Annotated in this window: 12 protein-coding genes; 7 read left to right on the top strand and 5 right to left on the bottom strand. The window is 72.1% G+C overall.

Annotation, left to right across the window (positions count from 1 at the left end):
- Positions 1 to 198: 198 nt before the first annotated feature.
- Entirely contained in the window at positions 199 to 621 is a 423-nt protein-coding gene (locus ACVV2G_RS28045) for a secondary thiamine-phosphate synthase enzyme YjbQ (RefSeq protein WP_453845562.1), read from the bottom strand.
- Positions 622 to 727: 106 nt separating this feature from the next.
- Between ACVV2G_RS28045 and ACVV2G_RS28040 the strand changes: the two genes are divergently transcribed.
- Positions 728 to 1,807 (top strand): NAD(P)-binding domain-containing protein, encoded by a 1,080-nt coding sequence (locus ACVV2G_RS28040; RefSeq protein ID WP_453845561.1) that lies wholly within the window; start codon positions 728 to 730, stop codon positions 1,805 to 1,807.
- A 12-nt stretch (positions 1,808 to 1,819) separates the two neighbouring features.
- Here ACVV2G_RS28040 and mltG read toward each other — a convergent pair whose 3' ends face one another.
- Positions 1,820 to 2,686, bottom strand: coding sequence for an endolytic transglycosylase MltG (gene mltG, locus ACVV2G_RS28035; RefSeq protein WP_453845560.1), 867 nt, complete (start codon positions 2,684 to 2,686; stop codon positions 1,820 to 1,822).
- Positions 2,687 to 2,729: 43 nt separating this feature from the next.
- Complete coding sequence (locus ACVV2G_RS28030; protein ID WP_453845559.1) at positions 2,730 to 4,532, bottom strand: ABC transporter ATP-binding protein; 1,803 nt, start codon at positions 4,530 to 4,532, stop codon at positions 2,730 to 2,732.
- A 216-nt stretch (positions 4,533 to 4,748) separates the two neighbouring features.
- On the opposite strand from ACVV2G_RS28030, the gene ACVV2G_RS28025 reads away from it, so the two are divergent.
- A complete protein-coding gene (locus ACVV2G_RS28025) occupies positions 4,749 to 5,213 on the top strand; it encodes a MarR family winged helix-turn-helix transcriptional regulator (RefSeq protein WP_453845558.1) in 465 nt (154 codons plus the stop codon).
- A 15-nt stretch (positions 5,214 to 5,228) separates the two neighbouring features.
- On the opposite strand, the gene ACVV2G_RS28020 is transcribed toward ACVV2G_RS28025, so the two are convergent.
- Entirely contained in the window at positions 5,229 to 5,999 is a 771-nt protein-coding gene (locus tag ACVV2G_RS28020; RefSeq protein WP_453845557.1) for a L,D-transpeptidase family protein, read from the bottom strand.
- Positions 6,000 to 6,258: 259 nt separating this feature from the next.
- Here ACVV2G_RS28020 and ACVV2G_RS28015 point away from each other — a divergent pair, with 259 nt between their 5' ends.
- From ACVV2G_RS28015 to ACVV2G_RS28000, 4 genes are all read left to right on the top strand, one after another.
- Positions 6,259 to 8,157, top strand: coding sequence for an ABC transporter transmembrane domain-containing protein (locus ACVV2G_RS28015; protein ID WP_453845556.1), 1,899 nt, complete (start codon positions 6,259 to 6,261; stop codon positions 8,155 to 8,157).
- Positions 8,154 to 9,935 carry an ABC transporter ATP-binding protein gene (locus tag ACVV2G_RS28010; RefSeq protein WP_453845555.1) on the top strand — a complete coding sequence of 594 codons (1,782 nt, stop codon included), beginning with the start codon at positions 8,154 to 8,156 and terminating at the stop codon, positions 9,933 to 9,935. Before ACVV2G_RS28015 ends, ACVV2G_RS28010 begins: the two co-directional genes overlap by 4 nt.
- Positions 9,936 to 10,562: 627 nt before the next feature.
- Entirely contained in the window at positions 10,563 to 11,033 is a 471-nt protein-coding gene (locus ACVV2G_RS28005; RefSeq protein WP_453845554.1) for a DUF5709 domain-containing protein, read from the top strand.
- Positions 11,034 to 11,096: 63 nt separating this feature from the next.
- Positions 11,097 to 11,369 (top strand): type B 50S ribosomal protein L31, encoded by a 273-nt coding sequence (locus tag ACVV2G_RS28000; RefSeq protein WP_453845553.1) that lies wholly within the window; start codon positions 11,097 to 11,099, stop codon positions 11,367 to 11,369.
- Positions 11,370 to 11,383: 14 nt separating this feature from the next.
- Here the strand turns inward: ACVV2G_RS28000 and ACVV2G_RS27995 are convergent, their stop codons facing one another.
- A complete protein-coding gene (locus tag ACVV2G_RS27995) occupies positions 11,384 to 12,178 on the bottom strand; it encodes a metal-dependent hydrolase (protein WP_453845552.1) in 795 nt (264 codons plus the stop codon).
- 145 nt (positions 12,179 to 12,323) lie between these two features.
- On the opposite strand from ACVV2G_RS27995, the gene ACVV2G_RS27990 reads away from it, so the two are divergent.
- Entirely contained in the window at positions 12,324 to 14,837 is a 2,514-nt protein-coding gene (locus ACVV2G_RS27990; protein WP_453845551.1) for a DEAD/DEAH box helicase, read from the top strand.
- Positions 14,838 to 14,841 lie beyond the last annotated feature (4 nt).

The following is a 14,841-nucleotide window of genomic DNA, read 5'->3' as shown; positions in this document are numbered from 1 at the left end:
CTCCCCTTTTGCGGGGGTTTTGTTGTTTGTGGGGGGCGAAACGCCCGCCCCACTCCCGGCAGGCACGTACCGCATCCGTCGTAGGGGCGTTCGAGCGCATTGAGGTCCGTACCGCACCCGCTCCTCTCCGTTCGCGCGCGCAGAGCTCGCGCGCGGGGTACGGAGAACCGGCGGCACGGCCTCGCTGAGCGATCCCGGTCAGCCGAGGAAGCTCAGCCGAACCTGACGGCGGTCGTTGTCGACGTTGGTGTCCACCAGGCACACCGACTGCCAGGTCCCCAGCTCCAGCCGTCCGCCGATCACCGGCAGTGTCGCGTGCGGCGGTACGAAGGCGGGCAGGACGTGGTCGCGGCCGTGGCCGGGGCTGCCGTGGCGGTGCTGCCAGCGGTCGTCGGCGGGGAGCAGGGTGTGCAGGGCGGCCAGCAGGTCGTCGTCGCTGCCCGCGCCGGTTTCGATGATCGCGATCCCGGCGGTGGCGTGCGGTACGAAGACGTTGAGGAGGCCGTCGCGGCCGGCGGCCGCCTCGCGCAGGAAGGACTCGCAGTCGCCGGTGATGTCGGCGACCCGCTCCGCCGAGCCGGTGTCGAGGTTCAGGACTCGGGTGGTGAAGGCATCTGACATGCCTCCCATCCTGACGTACGCGGTGGGCCGGCGCGGGAGCACCGGGTCGGTGATCAGGCTGGACGGTTCGGGGAAGACAGGGCCCCCCGGCTTCGTTGGCACAGGCGTGAACACCACGCGTGAGGTCGAGGTCGTCGTCATCGGTGCCGGTCAGGCGGGGCTCGCCGCGGCCCATCACCTGCGCCGCACCGGGTGGGAGCCGGACCGCGACTTCGTGGTGCTCGACCACTCCCCCGGGCCCGGCGGCGCCTGGCAGTTCCGCTGGCCGTCGCTGACGTACGGGAAGGTGCACGGGATGCACTCGCTGCCGGGCATGGAGTTGACCGGCGCGGATCCGGGGCGGCCGTCCGCCGAGGTGGTCGGGGCGTACTTCGCCGCGTACGAACGGGCCTTCGACCTGCGGGTGCGCCGGCCCGTGGACGTGCGTGCGGTGCGCGAGGGGGCGGCCGGGCGCCTGCTCGTCGAGACATCGGCCGGGGACTGGTCGACACGGGCGCTGATCAACGCGACCGGCACCTGGGACCGCCCCTTCCGGCCGTACTGTCCGGGGCAGGACACCTTCCGGGGACGGCAGCTGCACACCGCGCGGTACGCCGGTCCCGAGGACTTCGCCGGGCAGCGTGTGGTCGTGGTGGGCGGGGGCGCCTCGGGAACGCAGCATCTGCTGGAGATCGCCCCCTACGCCGCGGCCACGACGTGGGTGACCAGGCGGCCCCCCGTCTTCCGCGAAGGGCCCTTCGACGAGGACGCGGGCCGGGCGGCGGTGGCGCTCGTGGAGGAACGGGTGCGGCAGGGGCTGCCGCCCCGGAGCGTGGTGTCGGTGACCGGGCTGCCGCTGAACGACGCGATCCGGGCGGGCCTGGAGTCGGGTGTACTGGACCGGCAGCCCATGTTCGACCGGATCACGCCCGAGGGGGTCGAGTGGAGCGACGGGCGGCGCGTGGAAGCCGACGTCATCCTGTGGGCGACCGGGTTCCGGCCCGCCATCGGCCACCTGGGGCCGCTGCGGCTGCGGGAGGCGGGCGGCGGCATCCGGGTCGAGGGGACGCGTGCGGTCGCCGATCCTCGGGTCCACCTCGTCGGCTACGGGCCGTCGGCCAGCACCATCGGCGCCAACCGGGCGGGACGGGCAGCCGTACGGGACATCCGGCGGCTGCTGGCCGGGCGGGAGCCGGTAGCCGCGTGACGCCCCGCCCGGTCACGTGGCCCGGTCGTCCTCGGCGGCGTCCTGCCGGACGCGGTTGAACTCGGCGACGTTGCTCCGGTGCTCGGCGTAGTCGGCCGTGAAACGGGTGTCGCCCGGCTTGACCGTGACGAAGTACAGCCAGTCGCCGGGCGTCGGGTTGATCGCGGCGCGCAGCGCCTCGTCGCCCGGGTTGTCGATGGGAGTGGGCGGCAGACCCATGCGCTGGTACGAGTTGTAGGGGCTGTCGATCCGGGTGTCCTTCGTGGTGGTCGCCAGGGTGGAGCGGCCCAGGGCGTAGTTGATGGTGGAGTCCATCTGCAGCGGCATACCGCGTTCCAGCCGGTTGAAGATCACCCGGGCCACCTTGCCCATGTCCTCCTTGGTGGCGGCCTCGGCCTGCACGATGCTGGCGATGGTGACCGCCTGGTAGACGTTCAGCGCGTTGCGCTGGGCGCCCGCGGCGACGGGTGCGCCGGTGAACTTCTCGTTCGCCGTGTCGACCATGGCCGTCAGCAGCTTCTCCGGGGTGGGGGCCTCGCCGAGGGGGTAGGTCGCCGGGAAGAGGTAGCCCTCGGGGTTGCCCTCCGCGTCGTTCGGCAGCTTGAGGTCGGCCTTGGCCAGGGACTTCTTGGTGGTGCCGACGGGCAGGGCGAGGGTCTTGTCGACGGCCTCGTAGACCTGGGCCGCTCGCCAGCCCTCGGGGATCACGAGGGACGCGGGGCGCGACTCGCCCTCGTCGTCCGTCGTCAGCAGCGGCACCGCCACGGCGGTACCGGCGACGACGGCGCCGGTCACGATCAGGGCGATGCGGCCCCGGCGCGTCAGTCGGATCGTTCTCCTGGTGCCTCTCGCACTGCGTGGCGGAGTGTTCGTCTGCATGCGGGCACGGTAACCCCCATCTGCGCGCAAACCTGGCATATCGTCATCTTGTCGGCTCCAGTCGGGCGTCCCGCCGCACCAGGGCCGCGTACCTCCCCTCCCGCGACAGCAGCTCCCCGTGCGTGCCCTGCTCGACCAGGCGCCCGGAATCGAGGACCACGATGCGGTCGGCGTCCCGGACGGTGGACAGGCGGTGGGCGATGGTGATGGTGGTGCGATCGGCGGACAGGGCGTCGATCGCGTCCTGCACGGCGGCCTCGGTGCGGGTGTCCAGGGCGCTGGTCGCCTCGTCGAGGACGAGGACCGGCGGGTCGCGCAGAATGGTGCGGGCGATGGCCAGGCGCTGCTTCTCACCCCCGGAGAAGCGGTGGCCGCGCTCGCCCACGACCGTGTCGTAGCCGTCGGGCAGGGCGGCGATGCGGTCGTGGATCTGGGCCGCGCGCGCCGCCGCCTCCAGCTCCGCGTCGGTGGCGTCCGGCTTGGCGAAGCGCAGGTTCTCGGCGACCGAGGAGTGGAAGAGGTACGTCTCCTGCGAGACGACGCCGACCGCGCGGGCGAGGGTGTCGAAGTCGAGGTCGCGCACGTCGGTCCCGTCGAGGGTGACCCGGCCCCCCGTCACGTCGTACAGCCGGGGCACCAGATGGCCGAGCGTGGACTTGCCGGCGCCGGTCGGGCCGACGACGGCGAGACTGCTGCCCGCGGGGACGGTGATGTCGATGCCGTCGAGGACCGGGGCCGCCTTGCCGTCGTAGCGGAACTCGACGTTCTCGAACCGGACCTCGCCCTTGATGTGGTCGAGGTGGACGGGGTCCTCCCGTTCGGTGACGTCGATCGGCAGGTCGAGATACTCGAAGATCCGCTGGAAGAGCGCGAGCGAGGTCTGGATCTGGACGCCGGTCGACAGCAGGCTCACGGTCGGACGGAACAGTCCCTGCTGGAGCGAGACGAAGGCGACGAGCGTGCCGAGCGAGACGCCGGCGCCGCCGAGCTGGAGGGCGATGCCGGCGGTCCAGTAGATGACGGCCGGCAGGGCGGCCATGACGATCGTGATGACGGCCATCCGCCAGCGACCGGCCATGTTCGACCTGACCTCCAGGTCGACCAGGCTCTCGGACTCGTCGGCGAAGGCGCGGGTGAGCGAGTCGGAGCGTCCCATGGTGCGGCCCAGCAGGATGCCGCTGACGGAGAGCGACTCGGTGACCGTGGCGGCCATCGCGGCCATCTGCTTCTGGCGCCGGGTGGTGATCTTCCGGCGTTCCCGGCCGACGCGGCGGCTGATCCACACGAACACCGGCAGAAGGAGCAGCGAGACGACGGTGAGGCGCCAGTCGAGGACGACCATGGCGGCGATCGTGGCGACCACGCCGGTGAGGTTGGAGACCAGGGAGGTCGCCGTGGAGGTGACGGTGGCCTGCATGCCGCCGATGTCGTTGGCGATGCGGGACTGGACCTCGCCGGTGCGGGTGCGGGTGAAGAAGGCGAGGGACATCTGCTGCAGCCGGCCGTAGACGGCGGTGCGCAGGTCGTGCATGACCCGCTGTCCGACGGTCGTCGAGATGAGCGTCTGCAGGACGCCGAAGACGCTGGTGAGGACGGCGCCGAGGATCATGCCGAGAGCGAGCAGGCTCAGCAGGCCGGTGCGCCCCTCGGGGATGGCGACGTCGAGGATCTCCTTCAGCAGGAAGGGCGTGGCGACCGAGACGAGCGACGCGGCACCGACGAGCAGGCCGACGATCGCGAGCCGGCCGCGGTAGGGGCGGAAGAGTCGCAGAATACGGCGCACCTGCCGCGGTTGTTCCTTCGCCTCGGCGGGTGCGGTCCAGGCGGACTCGTGGTCGGGATGCATGGGCTCCTACGGGGGCGACAGGGGGTGGGGCCGGTGAACCCGCGGGTCACCGGGCCCCGACGGGCCTCGATGAACGTTGGCGAACGCCCATGTACGTCCATGAACAGTGACGAACGTCCGTGAACGTCGACGCACCGCGACGGGATGCGGATCTTGCGGATCATAGCTCATTGTTACCTATACTCACAATGAACGTTATCCTGATATTGTTCCCGCATGACCGCCCCCGATACCGACGGCCCGCTCGCCGAGCAGTTGCTGCGGCTCACCCGCCGGGTGCACCGCATCCAGAAGCGCCACCTCGAGCACCGCGACCTCGGCATCACACCGGCCCAGTCCCGGCTGCTGCGCACGCTGGCGCACTACGGCTCACCGCCCCGCATGGCCGATCTGGCCGAGCGCCTGGAGGTGGTGCCCCGGGCGGTGACGACGCTGGTCGACGGGCTGGAGGCCGCCGGAAAGGTACGTCGTGTCCCGGACCCGGCGAACCGCAGGGTGATCCGGATCGAACTGACCGACGACGGACACGGAGCCCTCCGCGAGCTGCACGGCGCGCGCCGCTGTGCCGCGGAGGAGATCCTGGCGCCGCTGACGGACGGACAGCGCGCGGTGCTGGGCGAGCTGCTGGACACGCTGATCGACGGGCCCGGCATCCCGGAGAGCGGCCGGGGCGGCCGGTGACCCGGGCACGTCTCCTCAGGCCCGCAGGTGTGCCCTGTCCCCCATGACCACCACCGGGTGCCGACCGGGATCCAGTGTGCGCAGGAGGTACTCCATGGCCGGCTTGGGCAGGCTCACGCAGGCCGACGTACCGCTTCCGTGGTCCATGTGCAGCCAGATCCCGCCGCCCTTGGACGCGCCCTCGGGGCGGGTCGGGTCGTTCGGCGCAGTGCCCTTGACCCGGTTGTAGTCGATGGCGATGACGTAGTCAAAGTCGTGCCAGTACGCCTCGTCCCACCACCTCGGCGCCGCGAAGGAGGCGGACCGGGTGTAGGGCAGCCCGGCACCGGGAGCCGGCTCGGGGTCGGGGAGGACACCACCCGCGTCGCTGAGCGTGAACACGCCGACGGGGCTGCGCCGGTCGTTCTCGTGGTGGTCGGTCGTCCACCCCTTCGTGCCGTTGTGCGCCGCCCAACTGCGCGCACGCTGCCAGCCGGAACCCCGCTTCGTGTACAGCACGACCGTGGACTCGGCGGAGTCCCTGCCCTCGCCGTACACCGCGACGACCTGACGGGAGTCGGCGGGCACGAGCCGCTGGAGGCGGTCACCGACGCCGGGAATCCGCGTCGGATATACGGCGGCGGCGCCACTGCGCCCTGCCCCGCCGTCTACCGGTCCGCCCGCCCCGGAAGCCGCCCCGGGACCCGCGTCGTGCCCGGACGGGCCGCCGCAGGCGGACAACGTCGCCAGCAAGGAACCAAGGGCCGCCAGGGCGACCGCCCTACGCCGTGCACCACCACTCCGCATCGGTCCATGGTCGCACCGGCGGCGGGACGGCGCGGCACGGGCACGGGCACGGGCACGAAGGACGGCAGCCGAATTCCGCGCCCCACCTTCGCGCCCCACCGCGGACACCGGCATCGCACCCCACCGCGGACACCGGATTCGCACCCCATCGCGGAAAACCGCTTGATTTCGGGAACGCCGCGACGCGAACCTTGCACGGTTTGCAGCCTCATGCCGCCGTATCGCAACGGCACCCCCTGACACGAGCCACTGGGACGTCATGCAGATCCAAGACCTTCCGTATCCCGACCCGGGCGTGCCGGACGCGCGCTCGGGCCACCGATTCCTGTGGTGGCTGTTCCGCAACCAGCTGGGAGGACAACTCAAGTCGCTGGCCTGGGGCATGCTGCACTTCGCCTCCGTCTCCGCCCTGCCCTTCTGCGTCGGTCTCGCCATTCAGGCCGTCGTCGACCGTTCCGGCACCCGGCTCGCCCTCGCCGGCGGTCTCCTGGCGCTGTGCTGTGCCGGCAACGCGCTCGGCGACACCTTCCTGCACCGCACCGCCGTCACCAACTGGATCACCGCGGCGGCCCGCGTCCAGCAACTGCTGGCCCGCAAGGCCGCGGCGCTCGGCTCGGCGCTGACCCGCCGGGTCGCGGCGGGCGAGGTCGTGGCCGTCTCCACCGGTGACGTCGAGAAGATCGGCTGGTTCGTGGAGGCCGTCTCCCGCTTCACCGCGGCCGCGCTCACGATCGTGCTGGTCTGCGTGGCCCTGGTCGTCTACGAGCCGGCCCTCGGCGTCGTCGTGATCCTGGGCCTGCCGGTGCTGGCCCTCGCTGTCCTGCCCCTGCTGCCGCGGGCCACCCGGCGGGCCGACGTCCAGCGCGAGAAGGCCGGCCGCGCCACCGAACTCGCCTCCGACACCGTCGCCGGACTGCGGGTCCTCCGGGGCATCGGCGGCGAGGAACTCTTCCTGGACCGCTACCGCAGCGCCTCGCAGGAGGTGCGCCACGCGGCCGTGCGCAGCGCCCGGATGTGGTCCCTGATCTCCGCGATCCAGGTACTGCTGCCGGGGCTGCTGCTGGTCGTGGTGGTCTGGCACGGCGTCCACCTGGCCCGCGAGGGGCGCATCGGCGTCGGCGAACTCGTCACCGTCTACAGCTCCGTCATGATCCTCACCTATCCGCTGCGGCACTTCGAGGAGATCGCCATGGCGTACTCCTTCTCCCGGCCCTCGGCCAGCCGGGCCGCGCGGGTGCTCGCCCTGGAACGGGCCACCGACACGGCGGGGACACGCGCCGCCGAGGTACCGGCCGGGGACCTGTACGACCCGGCCACCGGACTCCTCGCGCCGGCAGGCCGGTTCACCGCCGTGGTGTGCGGCGACCCGGACGCGGCCGGACGGCTGGCGGAACGGCTCGGCGGGCACCCCCCGGAACAGGGCGCGTCGGCCACGCTCGGCGGGACACCGCTCGACGAACTGCCGCTGGAGTCCGCCCGCACCGCCGTGCTGGTCCAGGACAAGGACCCGGTGCTCCTCTCCGGCACACTGCGGGAGCTGCTCGACGTGCCCGCCTCCGGCGCGGTCACCGCCGAGGACGCGCTCGCCGCGGCCCAGTGCGGTGACGTGCTGGCGGCGCTCGCGCAGGGCTCGCTGGACGCCGACGACCCGATGGACGCCCGCATCACCGAACGGGGGCGCTCGCTCTCGGGCGGACAGCGACAGCGGCTGGCACTGGCCCGGTCCCTGGTCACGGACCCGGAGGCGCTCGTCCTGGACGAGCCGACGTCCGCCGTGGACTCGCACACCGAGGCCCGGATCGCGGACGGCGTGCGGACGCTGCGGGCCGGACGCACCACGGTGGTGTTCACCTCGTCGCCGCTGTTGCTGGACCGTGCGGACGGGATCGTGTTCCTGCACGACGGCGAGGTCGCGGCGGTCGGCACCCACCGGGAACTGCTGCACACCGAGCCCCGGTACCGGGCGGTGGTGACCCGCGAGACCGACGAGGAGACCGCGGCGCACCGGAACGGGGCACCTACCGGGGGCCGGCCGGCGAACGCCCGCGGCGGGAACCTCGCCAAGGGAATCGGCAGGACCACGACCCCGGACGGCGATGTCCCGGTCGACGACGACGACGTACTGCACCGACTGGAAGAGATCGAGGAGACGGCATGATCGGCGTCGCGCCACCGTCGTACGACCCGGCCGCCCCGACGACGGCGAGCACTCTGCCCGTCGGGGCCCCCGCGACCGTACGCGCGTACGCGGGGGAACTGCTGCGCCGGCACCGCCGGGCGTTTCTCTTCCTCGTCTGCGTCAACACCGTCGCGGTGATCGCCTCGATGGCGGGCCCCTACCTGCTGGGCGGACTGGTGGAGCGGGTGTCGGACGACACCCGTGAGCTGCACCTCGGGCTCACCGCCACGTTGTTCGTGCTCGCGCTCGTCGTCCAGGCCGTGTTCGTGCGGGAGGTGCGGCTGCGCGGGGCCATGCTGGGTGAGCGGATGCTGGCCGATCTGCGCGAGGACTTCCTCGTGCGGTCGGTCGGGCTGCCGCCGGGCGTGCTGGAACGGGCCGGCACGGGTGATCTGCTCTCGCGGATCACGACGGACATCGACCGGCTCGCCAACGCCATGCGCGAGGCCGTACCCCAGCTGGCGATCGGTGCCGTGTGGGTGGTCCTGCTGCTGGGCGGGCTCGCGGTCACGGCGCCCCCGCTGGCACCCGTGGTCCTGCTCGCGGTACCGCTGCTGGTCGTCGGCTGTCGCTGGTACTTCCGGCGGGCGCCCTCCGCCTACCGCTCGGAGGCCGCCGGGTATGCCGCCGTGGCCGCCGCGCTCGCCGAGACCGTGGACGCCGGGCGCACCGTCGAGTCCCACCGCCTCGACGCCCGTCGCATCGCGCTGTCGGAACGCCGGGTCGCGGAGTGGACGGCCTGGGAACGCTACACGCTCTGGCTGCGGTCGGTGCTCTTCCCGGTCATCAACGTCACCCATGTGACCGTGCTCGCCTCCGTCCTGCTGATCGGCGGTGTGTTCGTCCTGCAGGGCTGGATCGGGGTCGGTCAGCTGACCACGGCGGCCCTGCTGGCGCAGATGCTCGTCGACCCGGTCGGCCTCATCCTGCGCTGGTACGACGAGCTCCAGGTGGCACAGGTGTCCCTGGCCCGGCTGGTGGGCGTGCGGGACATCGAGCCGGACGCCGGCGACCCCGCGCTCACCCCCGACGGACGGCACGTGCACGCCGACCGCGTGCGCTTCGGCTACGTCGAGGGCGTGGACGTCCTGCGCGAGGTGTCGCTGGAGGTCGCACCCGGCACGAGGCTCGCACTGGTCGGCCCCTCGGGCGCCGGCAAGTCCACGCTGGGCAGACTGCTGGCCGGCATCTACGGCCCCCGCGACGGCCGGATCACCCTGGGCGGCGCGGAGCTGTCCCGGATGCCCGCCGAGGCCGTCCGCTCGCATGTCGCCCTCGTCAACCAGGAGCACCATGTCTTCGTGGGCTCCCTGCGCGACAACCTCCGCCTCGCCCGGACCGACGCCACCGACGCCGAGCTGTGGGCGGCGCTGGGCGCGGTCGACGCGGACGACTGGTCCCGCGGGCTCGACGAGGGGCTGGACACCGAGGTCGGCTCGGGCGGCTTCGCACTCACTCCGGCCCAGGCCCAGCAGATCGCGCTCGCCCGCCTGGTACTGGCCGACCCGCACACCCTGGTGCTGGACGAGGCGACGTCCCTGCTGGACCCCCGGGCGGCCCGCCACCTCGAACGGTCGCTGGCCAGGGTCCTGGGCGGTCGCACGATCGTCGCGATCGCCCACCGTCTGCACACCGCCCACGACGCGGACGTCATCGCCGTCGTGGAGGAGGGGCGGATCAGCGAAGTGGGCAGCCACCACGAGCTGGTCGCCGCGGACGGTGCCTACGCGGCGCTCTGGCGTTCGTGGCACGGGTGACCACGGCTCCGGCGTCGCCCACGGAAGCGGGCCGGGACTCCTCACCCGCTCCGTGACCGGCGGTCCAGCCCCGACCGGACGGCGGCAGCCGGACGGAACTCGGCCGGGCGCCGGTCGTCGCGGTCGGAACCGACCGTCGACCGGGCCGGACGGTGGGCGCTCGACCCACCGCGGCCGGCGCGGCCGGCGCTCGGCCGGGCGGCAGTCGGCGGTCGGCAGTCGGCCGGGCGGCAGTCGGCGGTCGGCGGTCGACCGGGGCGGCAGTCGGCGATTGCCCGGGGTGGCGGTCGACCGTCGGCGGCCTGCCCCGGGTGGAGGACGCGTGCCCCGGTGGGCCCCGGGGAAAGGGCCGGTCGGAGCGGGCAGAAAGCACTCGGGCGGGACCGGAGCCCGGGCGGTGGGGACGGCCGCTGGTCGTGACGGCGGGCCGGGGGAGCCGGTTGCCCGGTCGACGGCCGTGCCGTTGCGCGGTCCCGAAGGGGAGTGGAAGGCTGGGAGAAGGCACCGGCTCGGGGCAGGCCCGATAACAGGGCGGTTCCCCGACGGGTAACGCCTGTGCCCCGTGCAGCGGCGGCCCGCCGCGGTCCACGGTGACAAGGGGCCCGCCCCCACCCCCTGGAGGTACCCGTGAACAGCGCCGACGGATGGGGAGATGACGTCTACCAGCCCGACGGATCCGAGCAGCGGGAGGACACCGGTCTGCTCGACGGCGAGGACACCCTCGAGAACGACGGTGTCGACGACCCGCTGGACCGGGGCTGGTCCCCTCCGGAGCGCCCCTGGGCAGTGGAGCACACCGGCGTGACGGCAGCCGAACGTCATCGCGGCGAGACGCTGGAGCAGCGGCTCGCCGAGGAGCGGCCGGACGTGTTCGCACCCGACGGCGACGGACTGGGCGACTTGGACGGCACCGACGGGGAACTGCTGGACAACGAGGTCGGTGCGGACCGTTCGGGCCGGCTCGTGGCACCCGACGAGGGGGCTCACGAGGACGAGGAGCCGGCCCTCGTCGCCCTGGACGTGGGGATCGACGGCGCGGCTGCCTCCGCCGAGGAGGCCGCGATGCACGTCGTGGACGAGGACTCCCTGCCCGGCTGACGCCACCCGTCGCGGCGTTCCCCCGCCGCCGTCCCGATGATCCGCGCCGTACGAGGAGGAGCCATGCAGCAGGACAAGCATCCCGAGTACCAGCCTGTCGTCTTCCGTGACCGCGGTGCCGGGTACGCCTTTCTCACCCGGTCCACCGCCACCAGCGACCAGACCATCGCGTGGGACGACGGCGAGACGTGCCCGGTGGTCGACGTGGAGATCTCCGCGGGGAGCCACCCCTTCTACACGGGCAAGGCGCGGACGGTGGACTCCGAAGGCCGTGTCGCCCGCTTCGAGCGGCGCTACGGCGGAGGCGAGGGGCAGAGCGCGGACGGGCCGGGCTGAGCCGGCCGGGGCCCTCAGATGAAGTTGAGGGCCGCCGCGCCGCCCACTCCCCCGAGCAGCATGAACGCCGGCATCAGCACCTTCAGCTCCACCCAGCTGCCGGCCCGGAAGCGCATGGCCTTCGGCGGGCCGATGGGGTACCAGCGCTTGCGGCCCACCGGTATCGGCCAGAGTATCGGGCAGCCCGAGACGGTCAGCGCGTCCCCGATGTCGTGGACCAGGGCTCCGAGCACGATCGGCAGCCCGAGCCACAGGTACTCCTGACCCGGCGCGGTGAACAGCCAGCCCGAGCCGCCGTCCGGTCCGTCCAGTATCCCGGCGAGGATCCAGGCGCTGGTCCCGGCCAGCAGCCAGACCAGGACGTCGCTGCTGGAGCCGCGGGTGGCCCGCCAGAGCAGACCCTCGATGGCGAGCACCATGTGCACGAAGAGGATCGCCAGAACCGCCCAGCGGCCCCCCGTGATGGCCAGCACCGAGGCGCCCGCACCGATCAGGGCCGCCCACAGCCAGGTGTGCGTCAGCGTCCGGTGCCCGCCGGAGCGCCGCGGGTCGCCCTGCTTCTTCGTGGCCTTGTACACGGCGTACGACAGCTTGTCGACGATCTCGCACAGCCCCCGTGAGACGGGCCCGAAGGCCCGGGAGATGGTGGCCGCCTTGTGGTCGAGGTCCGGTGCGAGCGCCGCTCCGGCGCAGATCAGGGCTCCGGCGAGCAGCACCGGCCAGGGCATCGCGTGCCCCGCGGCGGCGGTCGCCGCTCCGACGCCGAGCCACGCCGCGGCACCCGAGAGTGAGTGTGCTGGTCCCATCATCGCCGTTGTCCGCCCCATTCCTCGTGTGCCGCTGTGCAGTTGTCCGGGCCCGCTGATGCATCGCCGGCGACCCAGCGTAACGTTCGTGATCTTCACACGGACAGCCGATTCCCCCATCGCGGCCGAGGCCAGGCAAGATGGGGGCGTGACCCTCATCGATCAGCTGCCGCGGACCGCCGACCCCGATGCCCTGTACGAAGCCTTCGAGGCGTGGGCCCAGGAACGCGGTCTCACGCTCTACCCCCATCAGGAGGAGGCGCTGATCGAGGTGGTCTCCGGCGCGAACGTGATCGTGTCGACACCCACCGGCTCCGGCAAGAGCATGATCGCGGCGGGCGCCCACTTCGCCGCGCTGGCCCGGGACGAGGTCACGTTCTACACGGCTCCGATCAAGGCGCTGGTGTCGGAGAAGTTCTTCGAGCTGTGCAAGATCTTCGGCACCGAGAACGTCGGCATGCTGACCGGCGACGCCTCGGTGAACGCCGACGCCCCGGTCATCTGCTGCACCGCCGAGGTGCTGGCGTCGATCGCGCTGCGTGACGGCAAGCACGCGGACATCGGCCAGGTCGTCATGGACGAGTTCCACTTCTACGCCGAACCGGACCGCGGCTGGGCCTGGCAGATTCCCCTGCTGGAACTGCCGCAGGCCCAGTTCGTCCTGATGTCGGCCACCCTCGGAGACGTCTCCTTCTTCGAGAAGGACCTCGCGCGCCGCACCGGCCGTCCCACGGCGGTGGTCCGCTCGGCCACCCGGCCCGTGCCGCTCTCCTACGAATACCGCTTCACCCCGCTCACCGAGACGCTCACCGATCTGCTGGCCGCCCGGCAGGCACCCGTCTACATCGTGCACTTCACGCAGGCGCAGGCCGTGGAGCGGGCGCAGGCGGTGATGAGCATCAACATGTGCACGCGTGAGGAGAAGGAGCGGATCGCCGAGCTGATCGGCAACTTCCGCTTCACCACGAAGTTCGGCCGCAACCTCTCCCGCTACGTCCGGCACGGCATCGGTGTCCACCACGCGGGCATGCTGCCCAAGTACCGGCGGCTGGTGGAGAAGCTGGCGCAGGCCGGCCTGCTGAAGGTGATCTGCGGAACGGACACGCTCGGTGTGGGCGTCAACGTCCCCATCCGGACCGTACTGTTCACCGCCCTGACCAAGTACGACGGCAGCCGGGTACGCACACTGCGGGCCCGGGAGTTCCACCAGATCGCCGGCCGGGCCGGGCGCGCGGGCTTCGACACGGAGGGCTTCGTCGTCGCCCAGGCGCCCGAGCACGTCGTCGAGAACGAGAAGGCGCTCGCCAAGGCCGGTGACGACCCGAAGAAGCGGCGGAAAGTCGTCCGCAAGAAGGCACCCGAAGGCTTCGTGGCCTGGTCGGAGAGCACGTTCGACAAGCTCATCACCTCCGAGCCGGAGCCGCTGACGTCCCGCTTCCGGGTCACGCACACCATGCTGCTGTCGGTGATCGCCCGGCCCGGCGACGCCTTCGCGGCGATGCGGCACCTGCTGGAGGACAACCACGAGCCGCGCAAGCAGCAGATCCGGCACATCCGGCGGGCGATCGCCATCTACCGCTCGCTGCTGGACGGCGGCATCGTCGAGAAGCTCGACCGGCCGGACGCCGAGGGACGCATCGTCCGTCTCACGGTGGACCTGCAGCACGACTTCGCGCTGAACCAGCCGCTGTCCACGTTCGCCCTGGCCGCGTTCGAGCTGCTGGACCCGGAGTCGCCGTCGTACGCGCTCGACATGGTGTCCGTCGTGGAGTCCACTCTGGACGACCCGCGGCAGATCCTCGCCGCCCAGCAGAACAAGGCGCGCGGCGAGGCCGTGGCCGCGATGAAGGCGGACGGCGTCGAGTACGAGGAGCGCATGGAGCGCCTCCAGGACATCACGTACCCGAAGCCCCTGGAGGAGTTGCTCTTCCACGCGTACGACACGTACCGCAGGAGCCACCCCTGGGTCGGTGACCACCCCTTGTCGCCCAAGTCGGTCATCCGCGACATGTACGAGCGGGCGCTGACCTTCACGGAGCTGGTCTCCCACTACGAACTGGCCCGCACCGAGGGCATCGTGCTGCGCTACCTCGCGAGCGCGTACAAGGCCCTCGACCACACCGTCCCGGACGACCTGAAGTCCGACGACCTGCAGGACCTGATCGAGTGGCTCGGTGAGATGGTGCGCCAGGTCGACTCCAGCCTGCTCGACGAGTGGGAACAGCTCGCCAACCCGGAGGAGATGACCGCCGAGGAGGCGCAGGAGAAGGCCGACCAGGTGCGGCCGGTCACCGCCAACGCGCGCGCCTTCCGGGTACTGGTCCGCAACGCCATGTTCCGCCGTGTCGAACTCGCCGCGTTGGACCAGGTCGACGCGTTGGGCGAGATGGACGGCGACGCGGGCTGGGACGCCGACGCATGGGGCGAGGCCATGGACAAGTACTGGGACGAGTACGACGACCTCGGCACCGGTCCCGACGCCCGCGGCCCCAAGCTGCTGGTGATCGAGGAGGAGCCGCAGAACGGTCTGTGGCGTGTACGGCAGATTTTCGACGACCCGAACGACGACCACGACTGGGGCGTCAGCGCGCAGGTCGACCTCACGGCCTCCGACGCGGAGGGCCGGGCGGTCGTCCGCGTGACCGATGTCGGCCAGCTGTGAGCAC

This window comes from Streptomyces sp. JK94, from assembly GCF_053613315.1.
This window is presented reverse-complemented; position numbering and strand designations above follow the sequence as displayed.

Excerpts from the sequence above, each read along its gene's own strand:
- ACVV2G_RS28045 (WP_453845562.1), bottom strand. The coding sequence starts at position 621 with ATGTCAGATGCCTTCACCACCCGAGTCCTGAACCTCGACACCGGCTCG.
- mltG (WP_453845560.1), bottom strand. The coding sequence starts at position 2,686 with ATGCAGACGAACACTCCGCCACGCAGTGCGAGAGGCACCAGGAGAACG.
- ACVV2G_RS28030 (WP_453845559.1), bottom strand. The coding sequence starts at position 4,532 with ATGCATCCCGACCACGAGTCCGCCTGGACCGCACCCGCCGAGGCGAAG.
- ACVV2G_RS28025 (WP_453845558.1), top strand. The coding sequence starts at position 4,749 with ATGACCGCCCCCGATACCGACGGCCCGCTCGCCGAGCAGTTGCTGCGG.
- ACVV2G_RS28020 (WP_453845557.1), bottom strand. The coding sequence starts at position 5,999 with ATGCGGAGTGGTGGTGCACGGCGTAGGGCGGTCGCCCTGGCGGCCCTT.
- ACVV2G_RS28015 (WP_453845556.1), top strand. The coding sequence starts at position 6,259 with ATGCAGATCCAAGACCTTCCGTATCCCGACCCGGGCGTGCCGGACGCG.
- ACVV2G_RS28010 (WP_453845555.1), top strand. The coding sequence starts at position 8,154 with ATGATCGGCGTCGCGCCACCGTCGTACGACCCGGCCGCCCCGACGACG.
- ACVV2G_RS28000 (WP_453845553.1), top strand. The coding sequence starts at position 11,097 with ATGCAGCAGGACAAGCATCCCGAGTACCAGCCTGTCGTCTTCCGTGAC.
- ACVV2G_RS27995 (WP_453845552.1), bottom strand. The coding sequence starts at position 12,178 with ATGATGGGACCAGCACACTCACTCTCGGGTGCCGCGGCGTGGCTCGGC.